This window comes from Phytoactinopolyspora endophytica (genome assembly GCF_004138495.1).
In the GTDB taxonomy this organism is placed as follows: Bacteria; Actinomycetota; Actinomycetes; order Jiangellales; family Jiangellaceae; genus Phytoactinopolyspora; species Phytoactinopolyspora endophytica.
This window is the reverse complement of sequence record NZ_ML142849.1, coordinates 250,327-262,130: the sequence shown is the minus strand read 5'-3', so window position 1 is coordinate 262,130 and position 11,804 is coordinate 250,327. Positions and strand designations below refer to the sequence as shown.

Annotated in this window: 13 protein-coding genes; 6 read left to right on the top strand and 7 right to left on the bottom strand. The window is 66.2% G+C overall.

The features are described 5' to 3' along the window. The first annotated feature begins 36 nt into the window (after positions 1–36). Positions 37–657, top strand: a complete 621-nt coding sequence (locus ELR45_RS01160) for a response regulator transcription factor (protein WP_129663398.1) — start codon at positions 37–39, stop codon at positions 655–657. Between the two features lie 19 nt (positions 658–676). Continuing rightward, positions 677–1,321, top strand: coding sequence for a TM7S3/TM198-like domain-containing protein (locus tag ELR45_RS01155; RefSeq protein ID WP_129662763.1), 645 nt, complete (start codon positions 677–679; stop codon positions 1,319–1,321). Between the two features lie 110 nt (positions 1,322–1,431). On the opposite strand, the gene ELR45_RS01150 is transcribed toward ELR45_RS01155, so the two are convergent. The 3 genes from ELR45_RS01150 to ELR45_RS01145 all read right to left on the bottom strand — a co-directional run bounded on the left by ELR45_RS01150 (position 1,432) and on the right by ELR45_RS01145 (position 4,969). Continuing rightward, on the bottom strand, positions 1,432–2,886 hold the full coding sequence (locus ELR45_RS01150; protein WP_165367356.1) for a choice-of-anchor B family protein: 1,455 nt from the start codon (positions 2,884–2,886) through the stop codon (positions 1,432–1,434). A gap of 408 nt (positions 2,887–3,294) precedes the next feature. After that, a complete protein-coding gene (locus ELR45_RS34325) occupies positions 3,295–3,447 on the bottom strand; it encodes a hypothetical protein (RefSeq protein ID WP_165367355.1) in 153 nt (50 codons plus the stop codon). A gap of 10 nt (positions 3,448–3,457) precedes the next feature. Further along, positions 3,458–4,969 carry a sodium-dependent transporter gene (locus ELR45_RS01145; RefSeq protein WP_129662759.1) on the bottom strand — a complete coding sequence of 504 codons (1,512 nt, stop codon included), beginning with the start codon at positions 4,967–4,969 and terminating at the stop codon, positions 3,458–3,460. 197 nt (positions 4,970–5,166) lie between these two features. Between ELR45_RS01145 and ELR45_RS01140 the strand changes: the two genes are divergently transcribed. After that, the gene (locus ELR45_RS01140; protein ID WP_129662757.1) at positions 5,167–6,270 is read left to right on the top strand and encodes a fatty acid desaturase family protein; all 1,104 of its coding nucleotides are present in this window, start codon (positions 5,167–5,169) and stop codon (positions 6,268–6,270) included. Here the strand turns inward: ELR45_RS01140 and ELR45_RS01135 are convergent. Next, complete coding sequence (locus ELR45_RS01135; RefSeq protein ID WP_129662755.1) at positions 6,249–6,848, bottom strand: TetR/AcrR family transcriptional regulator; 600 nt, start codon at positions 6,846–6,848, stop codon at positions 6,249–6,251. The genes ELR45_RS01140 and ELR45_RS01135 overlap by 22 nt on opposite strands. A 165-nt stretch (positions 6,849–7,013) precedes the next feature. On the opposite strand from ELR45_RS01135, the gene ELR45_RS01130 reads away from it, so the two are divergent. The 3 genes from ELR45_RS01130 (at position 7,014) to ELR45_RS01120 (ending at position 8,607) form a co-directional block, all read left to right on the top strand. Further along, positions 7,014–7,550, top strand: a complete 537-nt coding sequence (locus tag ELR45_RS01130) for a hypothetical protein (RefSeq protein WP_129662753.1) — start codon at positions 7,014–7,016, stop codon at positions 7,548–7,550. Positions 7,551–7,682: 132 nt separating this feature from the next. Then, entirely contained in the window at positions 7,683–8,099 is a 417-nt protein-coding gene (locus ELR45_RS01125; RefSeq protein ID WP_129662751.1) for a DoxX family protein, read from the top strand. A 76-nt stretch (positions 8,100–8,175) separates the two neighbouring features. Then, a complete protein-coding gene (locus ELR45_RS01120) occupies positions 8,176–8,607 on the top strand; it encodes a PPOX class F420-dependent oxidoreductase (RefSeq protein WP_129662749.1) in 432 nt (143 codons plus the stop codon). A 28-nt stretch (positions 8,608–8,635) separates the two neighbouring features. Here ELR45_RS01120 and ELR45_RS01115 read toward each other — a convergent pair whose 3' ends face one another. The 3 genes from ELR45_RS01115 to ELR45_RS36380 all read right to left on the bottom strand — a co-directional run. Then, on the bottom strand, positions 8,636–10,288 hold the full coding sequence (locus ELR45_RS01115) for a dipeptide ABC transporter ATP-binding protein (RefSeq protein ID WP_129662747.1): 1,653 nt from the start codon (positions 10,286–10,288) through the stop codon (positions 8,636–8,638). Continuing rightward, positions 10,285–11,418 (bottom strand): serine hydrolase domain-containing protein, encoded by a 1,134-nt coding sequence (locus tag ELR45_RS01110; protein ID WP_165367354.1) that lies wholly within the window; start codon positions 11,416–11,418, stop codon positions 10,285–10,287. The genes ELR45_RS01115 and ELR45_RS01110 overlap by 4 nt, the downstream gene beginning before the upstream one ends. Next, a partial coding sequence (locus ELR45_RS36380) for an anhydro-N-acetylmuramic acid kinase (protein ID WP_205855655.1) occupies positions 11,415–11,804 on the bottom strand: 390 nt, incomplete at its 5' end. The genes ELR45_RS36380 and ELR45_RS01110, both read right to left, overlap by 4 nt.

Genomic DNA, 11,804 nt, shown 5'->3' with positions numbered 1-11,804 from the left:
CCCAGCGATCACGGTGTCGTGAAGGAACGGGGTGACATGATCCGGGTGCTGATCGTCGACGACCATCCGATCGTCCGCGACGGACTACGTGGAGCGTTGGCCGCGGAGGCGGACATCGAGGTTGCCGGCCAGGCCGCCGACGGCCGCGAGGCCGTCGACCGGGCCATCGGCCAGGACGTCGACGTGGTGCTCATGGACTTACGGATGCCGCAGATGGACGGCGTCCAGGCGATCGCCGAGTTGCAGCGGAGGTCACCGGGTATTCGTGTTCTCGTGCTCACCACCTTCGACAGCGACAGTGACGTGTTGCCCGCCATCGAGGCGGGCGCGACCGGGTACCTCCTGAAGGACGCTCCGGCTGACGAGCTGCTACGTGCCGTCCGCGCGGCTCACCGTGGCGAGTCGGTGCTGGCGCCGTCCGTCGTCGGCAAGCTCATGGGTCAGGTGCGCAAGCCGTCAGGTCTCAGTCTCAGCGACCGGGAGTTCGAAGTTCTGGAGTTGGTCGCCGACGGAGCGTCCAATCGTGAGGCGGCCTCTCGCCTGTTCATCAGCGAGGCGAGCATCAAGACCCACCTGCAGCACATCTACGACAAGCTGGGCGTGCGGGACCGGGCCGCGGCAGTCGGGGAGGCCTACCGCCGCGGCATGCTCGGCTAGAGAACGGAGGGCAGTAGCGATGACAGATACCGTCCTGGGCCTATTGGCCGTCGCAATCGGCGCTTTCCTGTGTCTGCGTGGACAGTGGGCGATGCGCCTCCTGCTGGCGATCTGGGGAGCGTTCGCCGGTTTCGCAGTGGGGGCTGGTCTGGTCGATAGGCTCACCGATGAGGGATACCTCGACACCGCCCTCGGCTGGATCGTCGGTGTCCTCGTCGCTTTGCTGTTCGCCGCTCTCGCCTACCTGTTCTTCGCTGTCAGCATTATCTTGGCGATGGCCTCGATGGGTTTCGTGCTCGGTGGCGCGCTTGCCTCCGCTTTAGGTGTGGCCGAACCATGGGGCTTGCTGCTGATCGGGGCCTTGTGCGGGGTGGCTCTTGCCGGCATTGCCATCGTCACCAATCTTCCCCAGTTGCTGTTGATCGTCATCAGCGCGCTCGCGGGCGCCAGCGTGGTGATCGCCGGGTTGATGCTGATGTTCGACGTCGTCGAATCCGACAACGTGCTCGATGCCGAGGCGACCGCCGGCGAGCACTCACTATGGTACGTGGGTGGTTTGGTCCTGGCGGCCGTCGGCATGGTCGTTCAGCTCCGTCAGGCCGGTGCGATTCGCCGCACAGTGCGCGAGACTTGGAGTCAGCCGACGTCCTCAACGCGCCCGTGATGCGCGTTCGACTCCTGCTGCTCTCGTTGTGCTGGCGACGGGCGAACCGCCGCGGGATGCTCGGCTAGCGGCACCCCACGGCGGTCGGTCGGGCTAGAGACGTGTCACGTTCACTTGCTGCACTTGATTCCCTTGCATGGCGCGTCGCTCAGTCGCATGACGATCAGGCCGTTGTTCCGGTCGCTCGCGACGATGGTGCCGCTGTCGAAGAGCGGGAAGATGCCCCACTGCCCGAGGAACGCCGTGCCGAACTTGTCCTCCTGATTGAGATTGAGGATGTTCTTCTGTAGTCGTGGCTCGGTGTCCATGTGGCCGAACTCGCTCAGGCTGACCATGCCGGCCTCATCGCGTTCGATCTGGAGCACCCGGGTTCCGGATGTGTAGTTGGCCTGGTAGAGCTTGTCGTCCTTGACGATGAAGTTGTGGTCAATACTCACGGTGTCGTGCTCGAACCGCTCGACGAAGACCGGGTTGTCCAGTTCCCGGACGTCGATGATGTAGGTACCGGTCGCCGGCTTGTTGGTGGGATCGTCGACCGGCTGGGCAAAGAAGTCCGTGAACGACCAACCCGCGTTGACCAGCTCGTCGAGCTCATCGTTGATGAACAGGAAGTCCTGCTCTTCGGTTGTCCACCCTTGATGCGAGAACACCATTCCCGGAGTGCGGAAGCGGGCGAGCACGTCGATGTTGTCTTTGTCGGTCGCGTCCCAGATCTCGGTGAAACCGCCGATGCGCTCGCCGGCCGGCAGAGTGCGGTCGCGGCCGTCGAACACGAACACGATCTCGCGTCCCTGGAACCTCTCGTCCGGCCCGTCGTAGACGATCGGGTAGAAGTCGTGCTCCCCGATGTTGTCCAGGCACGCTGCTACATCGGGGTTCGTGGGATCGGTGTTGAGATCGTAGATCAACGTGTTGAACCGTGCTGGCTCGTCGGCGCCGCAGGCGTTGTTCGCGGCTCCGTCCTCGAGATGGACACCGGCCACATATGCGAAGCCGGTCTCCTCGTTGACCTGGATGTTGTGAGCCCCCATGTAACCACCGGTGGAGAACCTGGAGGTCGGTGCGGGCAGGACCGTATCGGACGACGGCGCAGGCTCCAGGCCGTCGAGGACCGACAAGTCCACCACCTCGATCTCGGAACCGGCGATCTCCGACGTGAAGTAGGCGTAGTTGCCGAAGACGCCCACGTCGCCCCAGAGATTGCCGATGTCGCCCGGCGCCTGGCTTTCGAGGCTGCCGAGGAACTCGGGGTTGCCAGGGTCGGTGACGCGGACGACTGCCATGCCGCCTGTGTTTCCCACCAGCGCATACTCCTCGCCTGCCGGTGAAGTCCAACCCCAGATATCGTTCAATATGCCCTTGGCCGTCGTTTCGGCGAAGGCGCCAGGAATCGGAAGAGCGCCCATAGCCTCCGGGGCGATCTGGCCCAGGAACTGCATGTTCTCGGTGTCCGGGAACGGCCCTTTGGCCACGGGCAGGGTCTCGATTCCGTCGCCTTGCGAGTACACGATCTCCAAAGCGAGAGCGTCTGGGTCGATTCCGTTCGGGTCATGTGCGAGCGCCATACCACTCATGGCCGACCCGGCTGTTACCCCAATGGCGACGCCAATCGCACTCATCCGGCGCAGCCTCGACGGGCGTTCTGTTCTCATTGCACCCCCCAATCGACAAAGCCCCAAAATCCGATGCCACGGAAGGGTACGCCGACCTGACAGCTTCCGGAAGGATCATTTGAGACCGGTCGTCCTCAACCCAGCGCCGTATGGTTCCCCTCGGTTCCGCGCATCCAATCGATTTCGGGAACCGGCAGGTTAGCGCGCTGCCGAACACCTATGACAGGGGACGAGACAGGGCAACTCGTTGCTCACCTGGTGCGTACCTCCGGTAGAACTGGCGCGTTATGGAACGGCCACCGCCGACATGACGCACGTGAGATAGATGCCGCAAGGGCAGCCTGAGAGCAGATCACCGCCCTATGGGCCGTCGTCCGCCCTGTCCGCCCCGGTCTCCCCGCTCGCCGCCAGCCGTGCCTTCTCCCGGTCCTTCTTGACTGCCCACGACATCAGGAAGATCACGATGAGTAGGTCACCGCCGAGAAAGATCAGCGTCCAGACGACGACGTCCATGGGATGCTCCTCACTTCTCGGGCTCGACCGTGCCAATATCGCCGGGCGTCATCGGCCCTGCGCTGACCTGCCGGGCGAGTACGTTGTTCAGCACGTACACGACGATGAACAGGGCCACCCACTGGGCCAACATCGTCATCAGACTGAACGGTTCGAACGGGTCCCACCAGGTGTCCGGGGCGAACTCGTCGACGGTGCGCCACATCCACCAGCCGAACAGAGCGGCGAAGACGAGCGGGAAGATCCGGATCAGGCCGGTCCACCACCACGTGACGCGGAAGTCGCTCACCTCGTCGAGCTCTTCCCGGGCTCGGTTCACGCCGTACTTCATCATGGCGACGGCCGCGAGCAGGCCACCGATCAACAGACCGACGCCCCACACGAAGTCCTGGTTGGACAGGAAATCCAGGCTGATCGCGGACGGGATTCCGGCGAGGAACGCGACACCGACGATCCATGGCACCGCGCGTCGGCGCGGCAACCCCATGTCTTCGACGTTGCGGGTGGTCAGCTCCATCATCGCGATGAGGCTGGAGACGCCGGCCATGGCCAGGGCCAGGAAGAACAGCGGCGCGAAGAACCAGCGTCCGCCCGGCATCTCGCCGAACAGCTCGGCGAAGAAGATGAACGCCAGTCCCTCGTTGCCCGACGCGGCGGCTTCCTCGGCGAAGTCCTGCGTGCGTAGCGCGAAGACGGTGCCCAACACGGCGGTGCCGGCCAGCAGCGAGGCGAGCAGGTTGCCTGCCGATATCGTGGCGGCGTTCAGCGCGAAGTCTTCGCGGCGTCGCAGGTATACCGAGTAGGTGAGGTACAGGCCCCAGCCGGCACCAGTCGAGAACGCCATCTGGGTGAAGGCCTCCAGCCACATCTGTGCGTCGCCCATGGAGCCCCAGTCCGGCACGAACAGGTAGCGCAAGCCTTCGGACGAGCCCGACAAGGTCATCGCCCGGACGGCGAGTATCACCAGGAACACGAACAGCAACGGGATCGTGTACTTGAGGATGACCTCGAATCCGCGCTTCAGGCCGCGATAGACGATGAGGCCGACGGTACCGATGGCGATGGCGTGGAACAGGATGGTCTGCCACGGCGTCGACGTGAAACCGTCCCACAGGCCTTCGGTGTCCCTGCCGCGCTCGAAGCGTCCGGTGATGGCGTACACGAAGTAGCGGATGGCCCATCCGCAGACCACCGAGTAGTAGAACATGATGCCGATGGTGACCAGCCCCATGAACGCGCCCATCCAGGCGAACTTGCGGCCCATGAAGTCGCGGAACGCGCCGACGGTGCCGAGCCGCGACTTCGATCCGAGTAATGACTCCGACATGAGAATCGGAATGGCCCATACGAGATTCGCGATGACAAGCGCGACGAGGAAGGCACCGCCGCCCTGCTCACCGGCTACTCGTGGGAACCGCCAGATGTTACCGGTGCCGACCGCCATGCCGATCGCGGCGGCGACGAAGGTGAACCTGCTGGCGAACGCTTCTCTCGAACCCGAGGAACTGCTCTGCGTGGCCATGCGAACCTCGCTCTTGGTCGCGGTGTCCGGGTACGCCTGTTTCAGATGACCGCGATCATGCCTCGCGGGCACCGATTTGACAACCCCGTGGTCACACCAGTTCGGGCGGTGTGCGCCTCAAGGGTGGGGATAGCCCCAGTCCAACGATTGGTGCTAGTTCCCCTGAAAGATGATTCATACGTACGTATGATTCGAATATGACTGTCATCGGAACCACAACAAGCGCCGTTGCCGCAGGTGACGCGCCGCGGCATCGATACGTCACCGACTACTCTGAGCTGGCCAAGCGGATCCGTGCCGCCGGGCTGCTCCGGCGCAGACGGACGTTCTACGCGGTGCGGGCGGTGATGCTGGCCTCACTGCTGGGTGGGTGCGTGGCGGCGTTCCTGGCGTTGGGCGACTCGTGGTGGCAATTGGTTGTCGCGGCCGCCCTGGGCCTGGCGCTGACGCAGGTGGCCTTTATCGGGCACGACGCGGCGCACCGGCAGATCTTCGCGTCGGGCAAGCGGAACGAGCTGGCCGCGCTGCTGCTCGGAAACATAGTGGTAGGACTGAGCCACGGTTGGTGGATGTCGAAGCACAGCCGGCACCACGCCAACCCGAACAGGGTGGACGTGGATCCCGACGTGCAAGCCTCCGCCCTCGTGTTCACCAGCGACGTGGCCACGGATCGCCGCTCACAGAAGGGCTTCTCCGGATGGTGGGTGAAACGACAGGGCACGCTGTTCTTCCCGCTCCTGCTGCTTGCCGGGCTGAATATGCACGTCAACGGTCTACGAACGGTGCTCGGCGGCGGCAGGGTCAAGTACCGCGCCGTTGAGATTCCGTTGTTGATCACCCGGCTCACGCTCTATCCGGTGGCGCTGTTCTCCTTCCTCTCGCCAGGCGTGGCAGGCGCGTTCCTGGCCGTCCAGCTGGCCGTGTTCGGGCTCAGCATGGGTGCGACGTTCGCCCCGAACCATAAGGGCATGCCGATGGTCCCCAAGGACATGAGCGTGGACTTCCTCCGCCGTCAGGTCCTGACCAGCCGGAACACGCGGGGTGGATGGTTCATCGACGTGGCGATGGGCGGACTCAACTATCAGATCGAGCATCACCTGTTCCCGAGCATGCCACGTCCGAATCTGCGCAAGGCGCAGCCGATCGTGCGAGAGTTCTGCTCCGAGCGCGACGTCGCGTATGCCGAGGCCGGACTGTTCGAGTCGTGGGGGATCGTGGTCCGGCACCTGAACCAGGTCGGCAGCAAGGATATCGATCCGTTCCTATGCCCGCTGGCCGCTCAGCTTCGATCCCCTGCCTGAGCGGAGGGCGGATCGTTCTCCATGAGCGTGTCGAGCGCCGAGGCGAGAAGGTCAGAATCGGGCAGTGCCCCGGGCTCCACGACCGCTTGCGCGACGAGGCCCATGACCAGGGCGTAGAGGAGGGTGCCGAGCCCTCGTGCGGTGGGCGAATCCGGATCGGGGGGCGGCTGGCCGAGCACGACGGCGGCGAGCTCGGCGCGGGCATGTGCATGACCGGCCTCGATCTCGGCGCGCAGCTTTTCGTCGAACTTCGATTGCGTGAGCGCTTGCAGACTGGCTGACTGTATGTCCTGCGACTGGGGGATCATGGCCAGCAACTCGGCCATCAGGGAACGGAGCCGTTCGGCCCGTGTCGCGCCCCCGGCCGCGCGTGCGGCCTGTTCGAGCGCATTGCCCCACTCGCTGCTCAGCTCGATCGCGGCGAGGTTCATCAGCCGGTCCTTCGAGCCGAAGTGATACCCGATCGACCCCAGGTTGGCGTTGGCCTCGGCGGCGAGGCCTCGTGCCGTCGTGCCGCCGTAGCCCTTGTCGACGAGGCACTTCTTCGCCGCCGCGAGCAGAGCTTCCCGCTGGGTCATGGCGCCATCGTAGCGTTGATCGTACGTACGATTCGCTAGCCGACGGCGGTACAAACGAGGCGCTGAGTCATCACCAAGCTGACGGCGGGTCCAAATGCCGTGCGGCACCCACTCTGCTGTGTCGGGAGAGCTCGCGCTTACGATCCCCGGCGCGAGGAGGTGGGCTTGGACGAGCAAGCCCGTGAGGAGCTCGACTGCATCGCCGAAGCCGGTGGCGGCGAGTTCCGCGACGTCGACTCCGCCACGGAGCTCGCAGACACCCTCGAAGATGTCGCCGAACGGGAACGCCGCCGGGTCGACGTGTCCGGCACCAACCTCGAAGGAGCCCCGGTCCCGCAGCGAGCCACCGAGGTCGCGCAGCCGGGCACTACCTACACGGACACGGTGCTCCTCAACGAGACCAACTTCTACCGGTTCGCGGTCACTCCCGGCTCCGAGATTCACGGCGAAGTGCTCATGGAGGGCCACGAAGACCCCGATACCTGCGGCTCGGTGTGGTTGACGACTTCTTTCACTGATCAAGGTGATCAGGCGGAGTGGGGCAGGAACCATGATTACAACGACGCTACGCAGGCCCAGACGGTCATCACCGATCCGATCACGGCGGAGAGCGATGAGGTATGGCTGAAGGTCGTCACGGAGCACGACTGCGAGTCCGACAGTCAGTTCGACATCGAGTTCCAGGTCACAGGCGCTGGGTGACGCCTCCCGACGTCCCGGCGGTGCGGCATGACCGCCGCCGCATAGCCCACTTTCACGTTTCTGCGCGTTGACATCCTGTTATCCTGAAGTGTCGAAATGCCGGCATGGTGAACGGTTCATCGGAGGTGTTTCATGGACGTCGTCGTTCTCATCGGCCGTGTGCTTTTTGTCATGGTTTTTTTGGGCTCGGGCATGACGCATTTGTCTAGTGCCAGAGCAATGACCGGCTACGCGCAGTCCCGCGGAGTCCCGGCAGCCGGTGTGGCCGTTCCGGTGTCGGGGGCACTGCTCATCGTCGGCGGCCTCATGGTCCTGCTGGGGATCTGGGCCGATCTCGGTGCCCTGCTGCTGGTCGTGTTCCTCGTGCCCACCGCATTCCTGATGCACGCATTCTGGAAGGAGTCGGACGGCGAATCCCGGCAGAACGAGATGGTGCAGTTCATGAAGGACCTCGGGCTCGCCGGCGCGGCACTCATGCTCTTCGCGTTCTTCGCGCACGTCGACGATCTCGGCTTGATCATCACTGGGCCGCTGTTCTCTCTGGAGTAAGCGCGTCCCGAGGTGTAGGTGGCTCACGTCCGGCCAGACGGAATAGTCAGCATGCGGTTGTGACTTGTTCTCAGATATGACTGCCACAGCATTCAACCCACGCACACTGCTCGCGGACAGCTCGCTCGGTGTGCTCGCGACGATCAAGTCCGACGGCCGCCCGCAGCTCTCGCCCGTCACGCCCTTCTACGACCAGGAAGCCGGTGTCATCTACGTGTCGATGCGCGAAGGACTGGCCAAGACGGCCAACCTGCGCCGGGACCCGCGAGCGGCGCTCGAAGTCACCAGCCCCGACGGCTGGGCGTGGGCGACCGCCGAGGGCACGGCCACACTCACCGGGCCCGGAACCGACCCGCACGGCCCCGAGGTCGAGGCACTGGTGGACTACTACCGCAGTGCCGCGGGGGAGCACCCGGACTGGGACGAGTACCGCGCCGTGATGGTGTCCGACCGTAGGGTGCTAATGGCGATGAACGTCGATCACGTCTACGGCGCCAGGATCCGCTGACTTCGGTGCCGGCCGGGTCTCCGCGGTCCTATGCCGCGCGCCGGCCCGGGATCGCCGCCAGAAGTTCGCGGGTGTAGGGATCCTGTGGAGTCTCGAAGATGTCGTCCGGGGTGCCGCTCTCGACGATGCGACCCTCCCGCATCACGTTGACCCGGTGTGAGAGCATCCGCACGACGGCGAGGTCATGGCTGATGAGCAGGTAGCTCAGACCGAGCCGCTCCTGGAGTCCGGCGAGGAGTTCCAGGATCTGGTTCTGCACGACGACGTCCAGGGCGGACACCGCCTCGTCGAGGATCACCAGGTCGGGCGAGAGCCCTAGCGCCCGGGCGATCGCGACCCGCTGCAGCTGACCACCGCTGAGCTCGTGCGGGAACCGTTCGGCCACGGCGGCGGGCAGCGCCACCTGGTCGAGCAGCTCCTCGACCCGGGTGTTCCGGCTGCTGGAGTCGCCGATTCCGTGGACCTGCAGCGGCTCGGCGATGGACCTGCGCACCGTGTAGCGCGGGTCGAGCGAGGAGTACGGGTTCTGGAAGACCGGCTGGACGCGCCGGCGGAACGCCAGGATCTCGCGGCGGCCGAGGCCCACCAGCTCGGCGCCGTCGAACCTGATGGAGCCGGACGTCACGTCTTCCAGGCCGAGCATCATGTTGGCCGTGGTCGACTTGCCGGACCCGGACTCGCCGACTATTGACACCGTCTGACCGCGCGGAACCGCGAAGCTCACCGAGTCGACGGCGGTGAACCGTCGCCGCCGGCCGGTACGTCCCGCCCGGATGTCGAACTCCTTGGTCAGCTCGGTCACCTCGACGAGGTGGTTCTCCGCCGTGGTGGCGGGGGAGTGCTCAGCGGCCGGCCCGGTCGTGGCGCCGGCCGTGACGAGCCGGCGAGAGGAGAGGCTCGGTGCGGCGGCGATGAGTGTCTGCGTGTACTCGTGCTGTGGGTTCTCCAGGATCTCCCGCGCCTCGCCGGACTCCACGATCTCTCCGCGATACATCACCACGATGGTGTCCGCCCGTTCGGCCGCCAGCCCGAGGTCGTGCGTGATGAGGAAGACCGATGTGCCCATCTGCTCGGTGAGCTGGTCAAGCTGGTCGAGGATCTTGCGCTGCACGGTCACGTCGAGCGCCGAGGTCGGCTCGTCCGCGATGAGCAGCTCCGGCTCGCAGGCGAGGCCCATCGCGATGAGGACGCGCTGGCGCATGCCACCGGAGAACTCGTGCGGATGCTGCTGAGCCCGCCTGCCCGCGTCGGCGATTCCCACCATGTCGAGCAGCTCGACCACCCTCCGGTCCGTCTCTTTGCCGGACGTGCGGCCGTGGACCTCGAGAGCCTCCGCGATCTGGGTCCCGATGCGCTGCATCGGGTTGAGATTGGACATGGGGTCCTGCGGGATCAGACCGATCTGGGATCCGCGGACGGTCAGCAGCTCCCGCTCACCGGCCGCGGCGAGGTCGCGGCCGCCGAACATGATGGAGCCTGAGGTGATCCGGCCGTTCGCGGGCAGCAGGCGATTGATCGCCGCGGCCGTCGTGGTCTTGCCTGAGCCGGACTCTCCGACGACTGCGAGCGTCTGGCCCGCGTCCAGATCGATGTCGACATGCCGCACCGCCGCGACCTCACCGGATGGACCGGCGAACGAGACCGACAGGTCGCGGATGGACAGCAGGGGAGTAGACGTCATGCGTACCTCGCGGAGTTCGAAGTTCCGGGAGCGGCGAGCGCGCCCGCGACGATCTGCAGCAGTTCGTCGTTCGGCGCCGGCTCGCCCTCGGTGACCAGCCGGTTGGTCGCGACGACGACGGCGACGCCGCGGCCGGGCACGAAGCCGACGGTGGTGCCGGTGAAGCCGGGGTGGTACAGGAAGGCGTGGCGGTCGCCGTCGATGCGCAGCGTCTGTGTCCGCCAGCCCAGAGCCTGACCTTGATCCGGGCCGTCGGCGAAGAACACGTCCGTGACCTCACGGCTCGCCAGGCCGTGCTCGCCGGTGGACAGCGCATGCGCGAACGTCAACAGGTCCGGCACCGCGGCGAACAGGCCCGCGTGTCCGCTGACGCCTTCCAGCGCATGGTGCGTGTTGCAGTCACCGGCGGCACCGACCACCAGGCCGTCCCGCCAGCGGTCCATGTCGGCGTCGGTGTACGGCACCGGGTACGGCTGGGATGTGGCCAGCATGCGCCGCTCCGTGACATCGCCGTAGGAACTCGCCGCGATGTCGGCGTCCTCGCGCGGGCCGAACCCTAGCGAGGTGAGACCCATCGGCGAGGCGACCAACCGGTCGACGGCGTCGGGCAGGCCGGTTCCGGACGCCGCCTCCACCACCCGGCCGAGCAGCATGAAGCCGAGATCGGAGTAGTGCCGTCCGGAATCCGCCGGGTACCGCGCAGGCAGCGAGTCCAGTTCCGCGTGGGCGGCCGCACGATCACGCGCCGTCACGTAGAGCGGCCACCACTCCCACAGGCCGGCGCGGTGCAGCAGGAGCTGCCGGACGGTCGCCGGATGCGCGAAGGCCGGCACGTACTCGCGGACGTCGTCGTCGAGCCCGACCGTCCCGTCCGATACCAGCCGCATGATCGCCGTAGTGGTCACCGCCTTGGTCACCGACGCCAGGTCGTGCACGGTGGACGTCGTCATCGGCGTGGCCGGACGGTCGGCGGTGGCCGGGACGCGGTCACCCGCGGCATGGATGAACGTCGCGTGGGGCGTCCGGACCGCGACGACGGCACCGGCCGGCGCCGTCCACGTGGTACCGGCCGGCGGGTTGAGGATGCGCTCGGTGGCGCTCGCCAGCGCGGCGTCGTGTGCCGCGGTCACGTGCCGGCTCCCACACCCACGCGCAGGCGGAGCGACGTGGGCGGGTGCGTCCGGGGCGTGGGCAGCTGTAGCGGGGTGGATCCGGGGGTGAACGTCCCCAGGATCCGCGGTGCGGTCGCGCCGGTACCGCCGGGTACCGTGCCCGGCAGGCCATGCGCGCTGCACCAGCCGATCAGCGCGAACGCGATCGCCTCCTTGTCGCCCGTGGGCGCCCCCAGTTCGTCGGAGAGCAGTACTCGGGTCTGCGGCAGGGCACGTCGCAGCCCGGACATGATGACCGGGTTGCTGCTGCCACCCCCGGAGACCACCACGGTGTCCGCCTCTTCCTTCCGCAGCGCCTCGGCGACGGTACGCACGGTCAGCTCGGTGAGGGTGGCGACGAGATC

What these genes read in the sequence shown, in the direction of transcription:
- ELR45_RS01160 (WP_129663398.1), top strand. Translation starts at nt 37, where the DNA reads ATGATCCGGGTGCTGATCGTCGACGACCATCCGATCGTCCGCGACGGA.
- ELR45_RS01155 (WP_129662763.1), top strand. Translation starts at nt 677, where the DNA reads ATGACAGATACCGTCCTGGGCCTATTGGCCGTCGCAATCGGCGCTTTC.
- ELR45_RS01150 (WP_165367356.1), bottom strand. Translation starts at nt 2,886, where the DNA reads ATGGCGCTCGCACATGACCCGAACGGAATCGACCCAGACGCTCTCGCT.
- ELR45_RS34325 (WP_165367355.1), bottom strand. Translation starts at nt 3,447, where the DNA reads ATGGACGTCGTCGTCTGGACGCTGATCTTTCTCGGCGGTGACCTACTC.
- ELR45_RS01145 (WP_129662759.1), bottom strand. Translation starts at nt 4,969, where the DNA reads ATGGCCACGCAGAGCAGTTCCTCGGGTTCGAGAGAAGCGTTCGCCAGC.
- ELR45_RS01140 (WP_129662757.1), top strand. Translation starts at nt 5,167, where the DNA reads ATGACTGTCATCGGAACCACAACAAGCGCCGTTGCCGCAGGTGACGCG.
- ELR45_RS01135 (WP_129662755.1), bottom strand. Translation starts at nt 6,848, where the DNA reads ATGACCCAGCGGGAAGCTCTGCTCGCGGCGGCGAAGAAGTGCCTCGTC.
- ELR45_RS01125 (WP_129662751.1), top strand. Translation starts at nt 7,683, where the DNA reads ATGGACGTCGTCGTTCTCATCGGCCGTGTGCTTTTTGTCATGGTTTTT.
- ELR45_RS01120 (WP_129662749.1), top strand. Translation starts at nt 8,176, where the DNA reads ATGACTGCCACAGCATTCAACCCACGCACACTGCTCGCGGACAGCTCG.
- ELR45_RS01115 (WP_129662747.1), bottom strand. Translation starts at nt 10,288, where the DNA reads ATGACGTCTACTCCCCTGCTGTCCATCCGCGACCTGTCGGTCTCGTTC.